Origin of the sequence: Hymenobacter terricola (genome assembly GCF_017921975.2) — a bacterium.
Lineage (GTDB): Bacteria > Bacteroidota > Bacteroidia > Cytophagales > Hymenobacteraceae > Hymenobacter > Hymenobacter terricola.
This window is the reverse complement of record NZ_JAGEMO020000001.1, coordinates 441,218-456,751: the sequence shown is the minus strand read 5'-3', so window position 1 is coordinate 456,751 and position 15,534 is coordinate 441,218. Positions and strand designations below refer to the sequence as shown.

Sequence of the window (15,534 nt, the reverse complement as noted above, 5' to 3'; positions counted from 1 at the left end):
CGCCCCCGCCGGGATGGCGGGGGCGTTGGCACTGGCGGGAAATGTCGGGGTGGCAGGATTCGAACCTACGGCCTCGTCGTCCCGAACGACGCGCGCTACCGGGCTGCGCTACACCCCGAAAGCAGGCCGATGGGGCGGCCTGTTTTCTTTTTTCCAATAGTTAGCGGCCGAAAAAAGCCCCCGAACCCAGAAGTTCGGAGGCTTTACAAGAGCGGCTGCTCTTCCGTCGGAGTGGCAGGATTCGAACCTACGACCTCCAGCACCCCATGCTGGCGCGATACCAGGCTACGCTACACCCCGATTGGTATTGGAGCGACAAAGGTAAGGGTTTTTTCGAGTGTAGCGCAAGCCAGCGCCAAAGAAAGTTTTGCACCCAGCAGCGCGGCCGGGCGGCACCGCCCGCCTTCGCCAGCTGCGAGGGCGATAAACGGCCCCAGAATTGCTTAGCTTTACGCTAGCAATTTTACCCCATCCCGTTCGTATCGCACTATGAAAAAGTTATTACTATCCGTGCTGCTCAGTGCCTTGGTATCGGCGGCCGCTCAGGCCCAGACTCCGGCGGCCTCACCCGGCGCGGCGGCCCCCGCGCCAGCCAAAGAAGAAGCCATTTTGCCCAGCGGCGTGGTGGCGGCCCCGGCGCCCACCGCCGTCGTTGCGGCAGCCCCTGCGTCCCTCATCGCGCCGGCGCCCGAAACGCCGGCGGCTAATCCCAACGCCATCAAGGTGAAGGCCGAATCCGTGGCGGGCCGCCTCACCGTGAAAACCGACAACCCCGGCCCCACCCGCGTGGAACTCACCGACGTGGGCGGCCGGCCGGTACTCACCTACACCATGATGAATGGCCAGGCACCAGCCGTGCTCAACGTCAGCCAGCTGCCCGCGGGCTCGTACATCGTGCGCTGCACCGCCTACGAGAAAACCGGCATGCGCCGGGTGATGATTGGGCAATAGCCCAAAGCATCGCAACTGCATGGGCCAGTGCCCAGCAATAGCGACCTGAGGTCTTATTGCTGGTATTGCGACTATAGCAACATTTCGCCCCGCCCACCAATAATTGGTGGGCGGTTTTTTTTATTCCCTTTTCGAAGCCAGGAAATTGACTAACGAATGAAAAAGGGATGTTCCTGCTTGTCATTTATCTCGGTGGCTATTGCTCGGTATAATTATTATAATTAAATTATTATATAAATTGGGTTCCCATGTTATCGCAGAGTTACTAATTTGTTATGCACGCCTACTTAATAATTGCTTAACATAACTTTGCGGCGAAATTCTGAGCATAAGCTTCGGATAAATAAAAAAGCTATTCACATGAAGAACAAATCATTACTACTCCTATTGCTCGGCTTTTTGCTTTTCACGAGCCACAATTACCTGCTGGCGCAGGGGGTCACAACCTCCGCAATAAAGGGCTTGGTGCTCGACGGCAAAGGCCAGCCCCTGCCGGGCGCCACGGTGGTGGCCACGCACCTGCCCTCGGGCACCACGTATGGCAATGCCACCCGCGACAACGGGCAGTTTGACCTGCTGAACATGCGCATCGGCGGGCCCTACGAAATCAAGGTGTCGTTTGTGGGCTACGACACCTACGTGCAGAACAATGTGCAGCTGGTGCTGGGCAAAACCTTCGAAACCCGCATCACCCTAAAAGAAGGCGAGGGGCAGAAGCTCGACGAAGTGGTGGTGAAGGGCAACCGCGACGGCCAGATTAACCCCGACCGCACGGGGGCCGTCACCAACATCAGCTCGACGGCCATTCGCACGCTGCCCACCATCAGCCGCTCGCAGGAGGACTTTACGCGCCTCACGCCCCAGGCCAGCGGCCAGAGCTTTGGCGGCCGCAACACGCTGTATAACAACTTCTCGCTCGACGGCTCCATCTTCAACAACTCCTTTGGCCTGGACTCGCCCACGCCCGGCGGCCAAACCAATTCGCAGCCGGTGAGCCTCGACGCCATCGAGCAGATTCAGGTGAGCCTGGCGCCGTATGACGTGCGCCAGGGCGGCTTCACCGGGGCCGGCATCAACGCCGTGACCAAGAGCGGCACCAACTCTTTAAAAGGCACGGCCTACACTTACTTCCGCAACGAGGGCCTGATTGGCAAGAAAGTGGAAGGTGCCACCATCGAAAACCCCAGCCTGAAATTCAACCAGACGGGCTTTGCCCTGGGCGGGCCGATTATCAAGAACAAGCTGTTCTTCTTTGCCAACGCCGAAATCACCCGCCAGACGGACCCCGGCCAGACTTTCCGGCCTGCCACCAGCGCGGCCGAAGCCACGGCCGCGCAAAGCGGCCAGCTCAACGGCGTGAGCCGGGTGCAACAGGCCGATTTGCAGGCCATCCGCGACCGCCTGACGTCGGTGTACGGCTACGACCCAGGGCCGTTCCAGGGTTTTAACTACCGCACGTACTCGGATAAGATTCTGGCTAAAATTGACTGGAATATCAACCCGCAGAACACGTTTTCCATCCGCTATAACTACCTCAAGAGCTACCGCGAGCAGGGGCCGCACCCCATTGCCATCGCGCCCTCCTCGCGCGTGCCCGGCGTGAACACCCTGCAGTTTGCCAACTCCGGCTACACGATTGACAACAACCTGAACTCGGTGGTGGCCGAGCTGAACAGCACGTTCGGGGGCGGCAAATTCAGCAACAAGGCCCAGGCCAGCTTCTCGGCCTTCCGCGACTTTCGGGAGCTGCCCTCGGGCAAATTCTTCCCGATGATTGACATTACCCAGGGCGGCACCACCTACACCAGCGTGGGCACCGAGCAGTTCTCGGCCAACAACACCCTGGACCAGAACATTTTGCAGCTCACCGACAACCTGAGCTACTTTGCCGGCAAGCACATTTTTACGGCGGGCGTCAATTACGAGCGGTTCAATTTCGTGAACGGCTTTAACCTCCAGCGCTATGGCTACCAGCGCCTGGAGCTGAGCGACTTTTTTGCCGACACCCGTCCCGGCACCGCCAGCAGCCCCAACCCCAATTTCCTGGACCTGAACGGCCAGGCCGCTGCCGGTGCCCTCACGCCCGTGAAGCAGGTGGACGTGAGCGTGGCCCAGCTCGGCCTTTACGTGCAGGACGAGTACCAGGCGAGCCAGGCCCTGAAGCTGACCCTGGGCGTGCGCGCCGACATTCCCATCTACAACACGACGGTGGCTCCGAATGCGCAGGTTGCGGCCGCCACGTTCCTCAATTCCGACGGCCAGCCGGTGAAGGTGGACGTGTCGGAGCTGCCGAAATCGACGCCGCTGTTTTCGCCCCGGCTGGGGTTCAACTACACTTCGCAGGGCGACGGCGCCAAAACCCAGGTGCGCGGCGGCACCGGCATTTTCACCGGCCGCATCCCGTTTGTGTGGATTTCGAACCAGGCCTCGAACGCCTCATTCGGCGATTTCTACACCTTCCAGATTAACTCGACGGGCCGTGACTTCAAATTCCCGCAGGTGTGGCGCTCAAATCTGGCCGTCGACCACGAGCTGCCGGGCGGCATTGTGGGCACCATTGAGGCCATTTATTCGAAAGACCGCAACGCCGTGGTGCATCGCAACTACAACCTTGTGACGCCCACCCAGCACCTGGCCGGGGCCGACAACCGCCTGATTTACCCCGCCGCCGGCCCGCGCCTGAACTCGTTCACGGGCCCCAACGGCCAGTTCACCTTCCTTGATGCGGGCGTGATTGCGCTCGAAAACACCAACCAGGGCTACCAATACTCCCTCACCGGGCAGCTGCGCAAGGAGTTTGCCAGCGGTTTCTACGCCTCGGCGGCCTATACCTACGCCCAGGCCAAGGACATTACCTCGAACCCCGGCGAAATTGCCGGCGATGCTTTCCAGCGCCTGCCCGTGGTGGGCAACCCCAACCAACCCAAGCTCTCCTACAGCGACTTTGGCCTGCGCCACCGCATCATTGCCGCCGCCGGCCGCCGCTTCGCCTACGCCAACGACAAGCTGGGCACCACCCTGGGCCTGGTGTTTGAGGCCGGGCAGGGCAACCGCTTCAGCTACACCTACGCCGGCGACCTGAACCGCGACGGTGTGGACGGCAACGACCTGATTTTCATCCCCAGCAGCCAGAGCCAAATCAACCTGGTGCCCTACACCACCGCAGCGGGCCAGACGGTTTCAGCCGCCACGCAGTGGCAGCAGCTCGACACCTATATTAACCAGGACAAGTACCTCAGCGCCCACCGCGGCGAATACTCCGAGCGCAACGGGGCCATCTCGCCCTGGTATACTCAGCTCGACGCCAAACTGATGCAGGACTTTGCGGTGGCCACCAGCAGCGGCAAGAAAAATACGCTCCAGGTGTCTTTCGACATTCTCAACCTGGGCAACCTCCTCAACCGCAGCTGGGGCAACCGGCAGGTGGTGGGCAACAACCGCCTGCTGGAAACCAGCTACGCGACCGGCTCCGATGTGCCCGCGTTCAACTTCCGCGGCGGCAACCAGACGTTCTTCACCGATACCAACCTAGCCAGCCGCTGGCGGGCGCAGGTGGGCGTGCGCTACATCTTCGATTAATTAACTCGTACTTTTCGAAATGAAAAATACCCCGGCAGCTACTGCCGGGGTATTTTTATGCTGCATCGGAGCACTTAACCCAGCGGCTCGAGCAGGTCCCACTTGTTGCCGTACAGGTCCTCGAACACGGCAACGTGGCCGTACACCTCGCTACGGGGCACTTCCAGAAAATGCAGGCCGCGGGCTTGCAGCACCGGGTAGTCGCGCCAAAAGTCGTCGGTGTGCAGAAACAGCCAGACGCGGCCAGCTCCCTGGTGGCCCACGCCGCGCTTTTCTTCGTCGGTTTTGGCTTCGGCCAGCAGCAGACTGCCGCTGGCCGAACCGGGCGGCGCTACCACCACCCAGCGCTTGCCGCCGCCCATGTCTTGGTCAGAAGTCAGGCTGAAACCCAGCACGTTGGTGTAGAAGGCAATAGCTTCGTCATAATCCCGAACGAGCAGGGTGACGTGGGCAAGATGTTGGCGCATGGGATAATCGGCTGATTGGTTCACGCGCCGGCAAGCTGATTAGTTGATGGGCTAATATGCTGAGGCACATTAAGTAATCCGCAAATCAACCAATTAGCCCATCAGCTACGCTTCTTCGGTTTGGAGCTGCCGGTCGTAGAGGGCGCGGTAGAGGCCGTCGGCATCGGCCATGAGGGCGTCGTGAGTGCCGTGCTGCACAATCACGCCATCGTCGAGCACCAGGATTTCATCAGCCAGCTTCACCGACGAAACGCGGTGCGAGATAATGAGGCTGGTGCGCGCCGCCATAATGCGCTGGAGGCTACCAAGAATGGCGTTCTCCGTCTTGGTATCGACGGCCGAGAGGGAGTCGTCGAGAATCAGAATTTTGGGCTCTTTCACCAGGGCGCGGGCCATGCTCACGCGCTGCTTCTGGCCGCCGGAAAGCGTGATGCCGCGCTCGCCCACTTTCGTGTCGAACCCTTCGGGGAAGGCGAGGATGTTTTCGTATACGTCGGCATCCTTGGCGGCTTGCAGCATCCGGACTTCATCGGGCTGGTCGAGGCCGAAGTTGATGTTGTTGCGGATGGTATCGGAGAACAGAAAAACGTCCTGCGGCACGTAGCCAATCTGGCCGCGCAGGGCCCTGAGCGAGTAGTCGCGCACGTCGGTGCCATCTATTTTGATGTCGCCGGCCGTCACGTCGTAGAGGCGGCAGAGCAGGGCCGCCACCGTGCTTTTGCCCGAGCCGGTGTTGCCGATGACGGCCAGCGTCTGGCCCGGCCGCACCCGGAAGCTCACGTTGCGCAGGGCCTGAATACCAGTATCGGGGTAGGTGAAAGACACGTTCTCGAACACAATGTCGCCCACCAGCTCGTGCTGCACGTTCTGGCGCGAGACGATGTCGGTTTTCTGGTCCAGAAACTCGTTGATGCGGGCCTGCGAAGCCTCGGCCCGCTGCACCAGCGAGGACGTCCAGCCCAGCGCCGTGACCGGCCAGGTGAGCAGGTTCACGTAAATCAGGAACTCGGCGATGGTGCCCGTGGTGATGGTGCCCCGGATGACCTCCTGCCCGCCCACCCACACGGTGATGAGCGTGCTCAGCCCAATCAGGAATAGAATGAGCGGAAAAAACAGCGAGTTCACGAAGTTCAGGCTCAGGGACTTCTCCTTGTATTCGTTGCTGGCTGCCGCAAACTGGGCGTGCGAATCGGCCTCGCGCACAAAAGATTTCAGCACCCGAATTCCGGAGAAAGCTTCCTGCACAAAGGTCGTCATGCCGGAAAGCGCCCGCTGGATTTCGTCAGATTTCCGCTCAATCAAGTTGTTGACGTAGAAAATACTGACCGACAAAACCGGCAGCGGCAGCAGCGTGTACAGCGTCAATTTCACGTTCACCAGGAGCATGAGTGGCACGATGAGCAGGAACAGCAGCACCAATTGCAGGAAATACATGATGGCCGGCCCGAGGTACATCCGCACCCGGCTCACGTCCTCCGAGATGCGCGACATCAAATCGCCGGTGCTGTGGCGGCGGTAGAAGCTGAGCGGCAGGGATTGGTAGTGCCGGTAAATCTGGTTTTTCTGGTCGTTCTCGATGTGCCGCGACATCACGATGAGCGTCTGGCGCATGAAGAACAGGAAAATGCCGCGCAGCAGGGCTAGCCCGATGATGAGCATGCCATAAAACAGCACGTTGCGGCCAAACAATTGGTACACCCCGCTCTGGGTCTGGGTGCCCGCGTAGAGGTGGTAGAGGTCGATGCCCTCATTCACCAAATCGAACGCGTAGCGCACCAGCTGGGCCGGAAAAATGGCCAGCAAAGTGCTCAGGGCCACGAACAGCACGCCCGCGAGGAAATGCCACTTGTAGCGGAAAATGAACGGGTTAACGGCGGATAATGCGCGCACGGGCAGGGTGGAAAGGGGGCCGGTTCGGGAAAATAGCGGTACTTTTGCGGCCTGAAAGGCTTACGCTGCTATCAAAAACTTTTCAATTCAACGGTAATACTCAACGCCGTGAAGCATGTTTACTGCTTCCGAACAGACTCCGTATAAAGACCCAACAAAGTTACGCCGCACACTTCTCAACCATCCATTCCAAATTCCCACCACACTCATTCATCCCCCAAGTATGATTGAAACCCAAATCCTGGCACCTGAAACCATTTTTGGTCAGATTGCCGAGCACCAGCACGAGCAAGTCGTGTTTTGCCACGACCACGAGACGGGCCTGAAGGCCATCATCGGCATCCACAACACCGTGCTCGGGCCCGCGCTTGGCGGCACCCGCATGTGGCACTACGCCAGCGACATGGAAGCGCTGAACGACGTGCTGCGCCTCTCGCGCGGCATGACGTACAAGGCCGCCATTTCGGGCCTGAACCTGGGCGGCGGCAAGGCCGTCATCATCGGCGACGCCGCTACCATGAAGACCGAAGCCCTGCTGCGCAAGTTTGGCCGCTTCGTGAAGAACCTGAACGGCAAGTACATCACGGCCGAGGATGTGAACATGACCACCAAGGACATGGAGTACATCCGCATGGAAACCACCCACGTAGCCGGCCTGCCCGAGAGCATGGGTGGCTCCGGCGACCCCTCGCCCGTCACGGCCTACGGCGTGTACATGGGCATGAAGGCCGCCGCCAAGAAAGCCTTTGGCTCCGAGAGCCTGGCCGGCAAGCGCATCGGCGTGCAGGGCACGGGCCACGTCGGCACCTACCTGCTGGAGCATTTGCAGAAAGAAGGCGCCAAGCTCATTGTTACCGATTACTACGAGGACCGGGCGCTGGATGCGGCCAACCGCTTCGGCGCCAAAGCCGTGGGCCTGGACGACATCTACGACCAGGAGATGGACATCTACTCGCCCTGCGCGCTGGGTGCCACGCTCAACGACGACACCATTCCGCGCCTGAAAGCCCGCGTGGTAGCCGGCTGCGCCAACAACCAGCTCAAAAACGAAAATTTGCACGGCCCCGAGCTAGTGCGCCGCGGCATCGTGTACGCCCCCGACTTCCTCATCAACGCCGGCGGCCTCATCAATGTGTATTCTGAAGTAACCGGCGCCAGCCGCCAGGGCGCCCTTACGCAAACCGAAAAAATTTACGATTTCACCCTCCAGGTTTTGGCGAAAGCCGAAGAAGAAGGCACGCACCCGCAAGCCGCCGCCATCCGGCAGGCCAAGGAGCGCATTGCCAGCGTGGGCAAGGTGAAATCGACCTACTAGTCATTAGTGGCTGGTTGTCAGTTGCTAGTCTGTTCCAGCAATTGACAACCAGGCACTAACAACTGACAACCAGCCACTAACAACTAAACAATGCTCAACCGCCGCCTCCTTCGTATCAAAGTCATGCAGTCGCTCTACTCCTACCACCAGGCGGTGGGAGCTGATTTAATGCTGGCGCAGGACCGCATCGCGGCTGCTTTCGAGCCCGACCTGACAGCCAAAGAGGCGCCCGACCGCCGCCAGCTGGAAGGCCAGCGCAAGCTGGGCGAAGCCCAATTGCGCGACTGGTATCGCACCGGCAACGCCCCCGAAAAGACCGACGACAAGGCCGTGGACGCGGCTTTGGCCGATGCCATCAGCTTTTTTCAGGCGCAGGTGAAAAAGGACGGCACTTTCTTCGGCGGGCAGCTGCTGGCCGGGGCTGAAAGCATTCACGACCAGTACCTGCACCTGCTCAACCTGCCCGCCGCCCTGCTCGGCGTGATTGAGGAAGAGCAGAGCCGCGAGGAGCGCCGCCGCCTCGGCCCGCGCGAAGACGCCCTGGATGCCAACCGCCTGCACCAGAACGTCGCCATGGCCAAGCTGATGGCCAACGAGCAGCTCCAGAGCCTGACCATCCGGCGCAAGCTGGCCTGGGACAGCGCCGAGGACCTCGAAGCCCTGCGCGCGGCCTGGGGCGAAATGAAGGCCGATGAAACCCTGCTGGCCTACCTGGCTGGCAAGCCCACCGACGAGCCCGAAATGGACTACGACACGGACATGGAAATCCTGCGTCATCTCTACAAGGACTTCATTTTCAAGGGTGATGCCCTGCCCCGCCACCTCGAAGCCGACGATTTGAACTGGGAAGAAAACCGGCCCATCGTGCGCAACCTGGTGCTGAAGACGCTGAAAATGCTGCCCTTCGCCGCCGAGCCAACACAGGAATTGATGAACCTCTCGGCCAACTGGGCCGACGACCGCGAATTTGCCGAAACCCTCTACAAGCAGACGCTGATTGAGGACGACAAGATGGAAAAGCTCATCGCCGGCTCGGTGCAGAACTGGGACGTGGACCGCGTGGCCCTGCTCGACAAAATCATCCTGAAAATGGCGCTCACCGAAATGCAGCTTTTCCGCGGCATTCCGGTGAAAGTTACTATCAACGAGTACATTGAAATCAGTAAGCTCTACAGTACGCCCAAGAGCAAGCAGTTTGTGAATGGCATTCTGGACAAGCTGGCGCAGGATTTGGCAGCCAGTGGCGACATTCGCAAATCGGGCCGTGGCCTGCTGGACAACCAGTAAGCTGCCGGCAACACTGGACGCAACCGGCGCGGGTGGCCCGAGATTGGGCCGCCGTAGCCACCTTTGCACCTGGTGCCGCGTTTCTCCGTACTCACGCCAGCACCTGTTCTCACCTTTCTTCCTTTTTCATCCCGACGACCATGGCCAGCAAAACCACCACCGGCATCCTATGCTTCGCGGGCGGCGCCCTCACCGGCGCAGCCCTTGGCTTGCTCTATGCCCCCGAACCCGGCACTGAAACCCGCTCCTGGCTCAGCTATCAGCTGGAGAAATACCGCTCCGTTCTGGCCGACCTCACCGACAGCCTTGTGACCAGCCGCGAAGCCACCGGCCAGTCCACCGCCAAAAGCGAAGGCCAACGCGTGATTTCCGACGCCAAATCCAAAGCCGAGCAGTTGCTGGGCGATGTGGACCAACTCATTAACCAAATCAATTCCCGCAAGGGAGCCTAGTTGATGTGCCACTGTGTTAATGGGTTGATGTGCTGATTGCGGGAATCCGATTCCGCAGCGCATCAGTCCATTAACACAGTGGCACATCGAACAATCAACACATTAGTAATATGCACTTAGTAACCCTTATTCCCGGCGACGGCATTGGCCCCGAAATCACGAAAGCGGTAACCGATATTTTTGCTGCCGCGCAGGTGCCCATTCAGTGGGAAGAGCAGAACGCTGGCCAGACCACGTTTGACCAATCGGGCGAGCTGATTCCAAATTCGCTGCTCAAGTCCCTGGAAAAGAATAAGGTGGCCCTCAAAGGCCCGATTACCACGCCGGTCGGCAAAGGCTTCCGCAGCATCAACGTGACGCTGCGCCAGAAGTACGACCTCTACCAGAACGTGCGGCCCAGCAAAACCACGGCCGGCATCCACACCCGCTACGAGGGCATCGACCTCGTGCTGTTTCGCGAAAACACCGAGGGCCTGTACTCGGGCCTCGAAATGTGGGACGAGCGCCTCGGCATCGCCGATGCTATTGCCCGCGTCACGGTGGAGGGCTCACGCAAGATATGCCGCGCGGCCTTCGCCTACGCCGCCAAGCACGGCCGCAAAAAGGTGACCCTGGCCCACAAGGCCAACATCATCAAAATGGCTGGCACGCTGATGCTCAACGCCTGCAAAGAGGCCAGCAACGAGTTTCCGCAGATTTTGTTCGAGGATAAAATCATCGACAACATGTGCATGCAGCTCGTGAACAAGCCCGAACAGTTCGACGTGATTGTGACCACGAACCTGTTCGGCGACCTGCTGTCCGACCTCTGCGCCGGCCTCGTGGGCGGCCTGGGCGTGGTGGCCGGGGCCAACATCGGCGACAACATGGCCATCTTTGAAGCCGTGCACGGCTCGGCCCCCGACATCGCCGGCCAGGGCAAAGCCAACCCCACCGCCCTGCTCCGCTCGGCCCTGATGATGCTGCACTACCTGGGCGAACACGCTAAGGCTGACCAGATTGAAAAAGCCCTCGAAGGCACTTTGCTCAACCAGGCGGAATGCACCGGCGACCTTGGCGGCAAAGCCAGCACCAGCCAGTTCGCCCAAAACATCATCAACAAGCTGTAGGAACGCGCTATAGCGCGTTCGTGTGGCCGCGTTGTAATAATTGTTCGCATAGCTGCGCCAGTCGCACCAGCCGCCTGCCCAGCCGGGCACGTTGCGCGGCGCGCTGCTGTTTGGTGATACCCTTGACTTTTAATTCGTTCAACACCGGAACGCGCCTGGGCGCGTGCCCACCTCTTCGATGAAATACCAGATTCTTCTCGCTGCTACACTTCTGCTTGCGGCTTGCAATCGCGACAAAGCCCCGGAAGTTGGGACCGAAGGCATGAATGCCGCCGCCACCGCCGCTTCCGATGCCGCCAATCCTACGGTGGACAACCCCAATGTGGTGAGCGAAAATGAAGCACCTAACCCGAATGCGCCGGTAATGAAATTTGCCGAATCCGAATTTGATTTTGGTGACATTCAGCCTGATACCAAAGTCCATCACACGTTCAGCTTCACCAACACCGGCAAATCGCCGCTGCTGATTGAGGACGCTACGGCTTCCTGCGGCTGCACCACGCCCAGCTGGACCAAAGAGCCCGTGGCGCCCGGTGCCCAGGGCAAAATGGAAGTGCAGTTTGATAGCCATGGCAAGCAGGGTATCATCAGCAAGCAGGTGGCGGTGCGGGCCAATACGCAGCCCAACATCACCACCATCCTCATCAAAGGCAATGTGCTCGACGCCGACGCCAAGAAACCTCTCTAAGCTAACATCCTAAACACCATGTTTTTGACCTTACTACTACAAGCTTCCGGCGGAATGGATTTCATGCAGCTGATATTTCCGGCGGCCATTGGCCTCGTGGTGTACTTCTTCATGATTCGGCCCCAGCAGAAGCGCACGGCCGATGCCAAAGCATTTCGGCAGTCGCTGGCCAAAGGCTCGCGCATCGTCACCATCGGCGGCCTGCACGGGCTGGTTATTGAGCTCACCGACGACACCGTGGTGGTGGAAGTCGACCGCGGCACCAAGTTGCGCTTCGACCGCTCGGCCATTGCCCGCGAAGTGGGCAACAAAGCCGCTTCCGGCGCCGATAGCATCGCCAACACCTAGTCATGGACGGGCCGCTGAACCGGGCGGGCCGGCTGGTGCGCTGGTTCTTGCGCCCCTTTGAAGGCCAGGAACCCAGCTTCTACCGGGCCGTGACGGCGTGCCTGCTGGCGGCTGGCTTGTTCTGGCAGATGAATGCCCTGAATAAAACCTACACCACCCGCCTGAATTTCCCACTGGCGTGGCACTACGATTCGGTGCACTACGTGCCCCTGCGGCCGTTGCCGGCAGTGCTGCCGGTCACGGTCACGGGCCAGGGCTGGCGCCTGCTGCGGGCCAACCTGGGCTGGGGCACCCACCCCGCCGACTTGCGCCCCGTGCCGTTGCCCGGCACCCGCTACCTGCCCGCCGAGGCCTGGCACCGCGGCCTGCAAACCGCACTCGAAGGCCTGCAGGTCAACGAATGGGCCGGCGACACCCTGCGGCTCACGTTTGACCGGTACGCCAGCCGGCGGCTGCCGCTCGGGCTCCCTCCCGACTCTGCCCAGCACTACACCGCACTTTTTATCCCGGCAGAGGTCACGTTTCGCGGCCCGGCCAGTCTGGTGAATGCCCTGCCGACTCCCTACCCCGTGGCGCTTCCCCCGGCGGCTGATAGCGACGCTGAAGAACTGGAAATAGCCATTAAAACACCGGCACGGGTACGCGCCCTGGTAGCCACAGTGCGGGTGCGGAGGCAGCCCCGCGCCGTACTCCGCCCGCGCGGCCGACACCGTCGCACGGCCGAAACGCCCAAATAACTTCCATCAAGCACATATGCTACGGATTGGCATCACCGGCGGAATTGGCTCTGGCAAAAGCATTGCCAGCCGTTTATTTCACGCATTGGGCGTTCCCGTCTACGATGCGGACACCCGGGCCCGGTGGCTAATGGAGAACGATGCCGAGCTGCGCCAGCAGCTAAACGCCGCCTTCGGCCCCGATACCTACGACAGCACGGGACGCCTGAACCGAGCAGTTTTGGCCGGCACCGTGTTTCGGGACCCAGCTTTGCTGGCCCACCTCAATTCCCTTGTCCATCCGCATGTCGGCACCGATTTTGAGCGCTGGGCTGCCGCACAGCAGCGCGCCGGCCACCCCTATATTCTAAAAGAAGCGGCCCTGCTTTTCGAAGCCGGCTCTTACAAGCAGCTCGACCGCATCATCACCGTATTTGCGCCGCTGGCGGTGCGCCAGGCCCGCGTACTGCGGCGCGACCCGCACCGCTCCCCTCCCGATGTGCAAGCCATCATGGCCAAGCAGCTTAGCGAAGAAGAAAAGATGCGGCGGGCCGATTATGTGCTGACCAATGACGACGTGCAGCCGTTATTGCCCCAGGTGTTGGCCTTGCACACGGCATTTAGCCAGCCCTAAGGAACATAAAAAAGGCTGCTTCTTTCGAAACAGCCTTCCTTACTGGGCACTTCTAATAATCTATAGCTTACCGGAATAATCCTCCAAGGTGTCAATCACCTTAAGAAGCTGAGGCACAGCCAGCGAATAGTAAATCTTGGTGCCTACTTTGCTCGACTTCAGTACGCCCCGGTCTTTGAGGGTGATGAGGTGTTGCGAAGCAATGGCTTGGGGCAGGTCAAGGGCTTGGTAAATGTCCGTAACGGACATCTGGCTGTCTTTGCCCTTGGTTTTGCCCAGCAAATCAACAATAGCCAATCGTTTTGGATGAGAGAGAACCTTGAGCATAGCCGCGGCACGGTCCAACTGTTGCGCTTCTACGCGCGAATGCAATGGTTTCATGAACTGGATAAAAAGTGAAGGTAAAATGGAAGTGTAGAATAAGTGCAATACATCATTGCTACTTGGGTAGTTCCTAAGCATGATGCAAAATAGGGGGAAATAGTTCGAATATTTTCAAAATACATAAATATTTATGCATTTTATTTCTCCCGGTAATGCAATTCCACTTTTTAACCGCTCAGGAGTTCCTGCCTACCTTTACGGCCCTGCTTTTATTGGCAGATTTTTTTTAAGTTGTCATTCGATGCTTGACCTGCTGACCAAATTTGAAAACAGACGTCCTGAAATTGTCTTTGAGTGGAAAGACTCGGAAACCGAAGCCGAAGGGTGGGTGGTAATCAACTCATTACGTGGTGGTGCAGCCGGTGGAGGCACTCGCATGCGCAAGGGCCTGGACAAGCGGGAAGTGGAAAGTTTGGCAAAAACGATGGAAGTAAAGTTCACGGTATCGGGGCCGGCAATCGGTGGGGCGAAGTCGGGTATCAACTTCGACCCGCAGGACCCGCGCAAGCGCGGGGTATTGGAGCGATGGTACCGCGCCGTATTTCCATTATTGAAAAACTACTACGGCACTGGTGGGGACCTTAACGTAGATGAGATACATGAGGTTATACCTATTACTGAAGAATATGGCCTGTGGCATCCGCAAGAGGGCGTAGTTACGGGTCATTACCACGCTACTGAACCCCAGAAAATCCAAAAGCTGGGCCAGCTCCGGCAAGGCGTGGTGAAGGTGGTGGAAGACGCCACCTTCTCTCCCAACCTGGCCCGCAAGTACACCGTGGCCGACCTCATCACCGGCTACGGCGTGGCCGAGGCTGTGCGCCATTACTACCGCCTCTGGCCCGGCACCGACGTGCGCGGACAGCGCGCCATCATCCAGGGCTGGGGAAACGTGGGCGCGGCGGCGGCCTACTACCTGGCCGGCCAGGGCGTGCGCATCGTGGGCATCATCGACCGGGCCGGCGGATTGCTGAACCCCGACGGCTTCGGCCTGGAAGAAATCCGGGCATTGCTGCTGGCCCGTGAAGGAAACTCCCTAACCGACGGCAACTTGCTGTCTTTCGAAGAAATTAACGCGCAGGTGTGGTCTGTGGGGGCCGATATTTTCATTCCGGCGGCTTCGTCGCGCCTCGTGGCGCGGGAACAGCTGGAACTGCTACTGGCGGGCGGGTTGAAAGTAATAAGCTGTGGGGCCAATGTACCCTTCGCCGACCCGGAAATTTTCTTCGGCCCCACCGGCGAATTTGCCGACCAGCACGCGGCCGTTATCCCCGATTTTATTGCCAACTGCGGCATGGCCCGCGTGTTTGCCTACCTCATGGAAACCGGTGCCGAAATCACCGACCAGGCCATCTTCGCCGATACTTCGCGCATCATCGGGGCGGCCCTGGAGCGTACGCGCCAGGAAAATGCCCAAGCCACGGGCATCGCGCAGCGCTCATTTGAGATGGCCCTGCGGCAGTTGGTGTAGGGGTGATTTGCTGATTTCTCGATGTGCTGGCATATAACGACCTTGTGCTAAAGCAAACAGCGCGGCGGCTTGCCATGCCATTCCACGTCAGCAAATCAGCACTTGAGCACATCAATTGTTATTTGGTAACAATTCGATAACTTTGACGCCCTACTTTTGGTCGCCCCATCTACGGGGCGATTTTGTTTTTAATAGAATTCCCTCTGAATTTATGTCTACTCTGAAAAAAGCAAAGACCAGCAA

The 15,534-nt window shown here is 59.4% G+C and carries 14 protein-coding genes and 2 tRNA genes; 11 read left to right on the top strand and 5 right to left on the bottom strand.

Features of this window, described 5'->3' with window-relative positions:
* Positions 1-44: 44 nt before the first annotated feature.
* Both J4G38_RS01770 and J4G38_RS01765 read right to left on the bottom strand, forming a co-directional pair.
* Positions 45-118 (bottom strand) — tRNA-Pro (locus tag J4G38_RS01770).
* A gap of 108 nt (positions 119-226) precedes the next feature.
* Positions 227-300, bottom strand: a tRNA-Pro gene (locus tag J4G38_RS01765).
* Between the two features lie 189 nt (positions 301-489).
* Between J4G38_RS01765 and J4G38_RS01760 the strand changes: the two genes are divergently transcribed.
* Both J4G38_RS01760 and J4G38_RS01755 read left to right on the top strand, forming a co-directional pair.
* Positions 490-951 (top strand): T9SS type A sorting domain-containing protein, encoded by a 462-nt coding sequence (locus tag J4G38_RS01760; protein ID WP_210514626.1) that lies wholly within the window; start codon positions 490-492, stop codon positions 949-951.
* Positions 952-1,311: 360 nt separating this feature from the next.
* Positions 1,312-4,530 (top strand): TonB-dependent receptor, encoded by a 3,219-nt coding sequence (locus J4G38_RS01755; protein ID WP_210514623.1) that lies wholly within the window; start codon positions 1,312-1,314, stop codon positions 4,528-4,530.
* Positions 4,531-4,604: 74 nt separating this feature from the next.
* Here J4G38_RS01755 and J4G38_RS01750 read toward each other — a convergent pair whose 3' ends face one another.
* Both J4G38_RS01750 and J4G38_RS01745 read right to left on the bottom strand, forming a co-directional pair.
* Positions 4,605-4,997, bottom strand: a complete 393-nt coding sequence (locus tag J4G38_RS01750; protein ID WP_210514620.1) for a VOC family protein — start codon at positions 4,995-4,997, stop codon at positions 4,605-4,607.
* A 105-nt stretch (positions 4,998-5,102) separates the two neighbouring features.
* Positions 5,103-6,887: an ABC transporter ATP-binding protein gene (locus J4G38_RS01745; protein WP_210514618.1), complete on the bottom strand. Its 1,785-nt coding sequence runs from the start codon at positions 6,885-6,887 to the stop codon at positions 5,103-5,105.
* Between the two features lie 223 nt (positions 6,888-7,110).
* Here J4G38_RS01745 and J4G38_RS01740 point away from each other — a divergent pair, with 223 nt between their 5' ends.
* The 8 genes from J4G38_RS01740 (at position 7,111) to coaE (ending at position 13,436) form a co-directional block, all read left to right on the top strand.
* Complete coding sequence (locus J4G38_RS01740) at positions 7,111-8,202, top strand: Glu/Leu/Phe/Val dehydrogenase dimerization domain-containing protein (RefSeq protein ID WP_210514616.1); 1,092 nt, start codon at positions 7,111-7,113, stop codon at positions 8,200-8,202.
* Between the two features lie 90 nt (positions 8,203-8,292).
* On the top strand, positions 8,293-9,489 hold the full coding sequence (nusB, locus tag J4G38_RS01735) for a transcription antitermination factor NusB (protein ID WP_210514613.1): 1,197 nt from the start codon (positions 8,293-8,295) through the stop codon (positions 9,487-9,489).
* 140 nt (positions 9,490-9,629) lie between these two features.
* Positions 9,630-9,941, top strand: a complete 312-nt coding sequence (locus J4G38_RS01730) for a YtxH domain-containing protein (RefSeq protein ID WP_210514611.1) — start codon at positions 9,630-9,632, stop codon at positions 9,939-9,941.
* A gap of 110 nt (positions 9,942-10,051) precedes the next feature.
* Positions 10,052-11,050, top strand: a complete 999-nt coding sequence (locus J4G38_RS01725; protein ID WP_210514608.1) for an isocitrate/isopropylmalate dehydrogenase family protein — start codon at positions 10,052-10,054, stop codon at positions 11,048-11,050.
* Between the two features lie 178 nt (positions 11,051-11,228).
* Positions 11,229-11,738 carry a DUF1573 domain-containing protein gene (locus tag J4G38_RS01720; RefSeq protein ID WP_210514605.1) on the top strand — a complete coding sequence of 170 codons (510 nt, stop codon included), beginning with the start codon at positions 11,229-11,231 and terminating at the stop codon, positions 11,736-11,738.
* A gap of 18 nt (positions 11,739-11,756) precedes the next feature.
* The gene (gene yajC / locus J4G38_RS01715) at positions 11,757-12,086 is read left to right on the top strand and encodes a preprotein translocase subunit YajC (RefSeq protein ID WP_210514602.1); all 330 of its coding nucleotides are present in this window, start codon (positions 11,757-11,759) and stop codon (positions 12,084-12,086) included.
* A 2-nt stretch (positions 12,087-12,088) separates the two neighbouring features.
* The gene (locus tag J4G38_RS01710; protein ID WP_210514599.1) at positions 12,089-12,823 is read left to right on the top strand and encodes a YbbR-like domain-containing protein; all 735 of its coding nucleotides are present in this window, start codon (positions 12,089-12,091) and stop codon (positions 12,821-12,823) included.
* A 16-nt stretch (positions 12,824-12,839) separates the two neighbouring features.
* Entirely contained in the window at positions 12,840-13,436 is a 597-nt protein-coding gene (gene coaE / locus J4G38_RS01705) for a dephospho-CoA kinase (protein ID WP_210514596.1), read from the top strand.
* Between the two features lie 60 nt (positions 13,437-13,496).
* Here coaE and J4G38_RS01700 read toward each other — a convergent pair whose 3' ends face one another.
* Positions 13,497-13,817: an ArsR/SmtB family transcription factor gene (locus J4G38_RS01700; RefSeq protein ID WP_210514888.1), complete on the bottom strand. Its 321-nt coding sequence runs from the start codon at positions 13,815-13,817 to the stop codon at positions 13,497-13,499.
* Positions 13,818-14,061: 244 nt separating this feature from the next.
* Between J4G38_RS01700 and J4G38_RS01695 the strand changes: the two genes are divergently transcribed.
* Positions 14,062-15,291, top strand: a complete 1,230-nt coding sequence (locus tag J4G38_RS01695) for a Glu/Leu/Phe/Val dehydrogenase dimerization domain-containing protein (RefSeq protein ID WP_210514593.1) — start codon at positions 14,062-14,064, stop codon at positions 15,289-15,291.
* Positions 15,292-15,534: the final 243 nt, after the last annotated feature.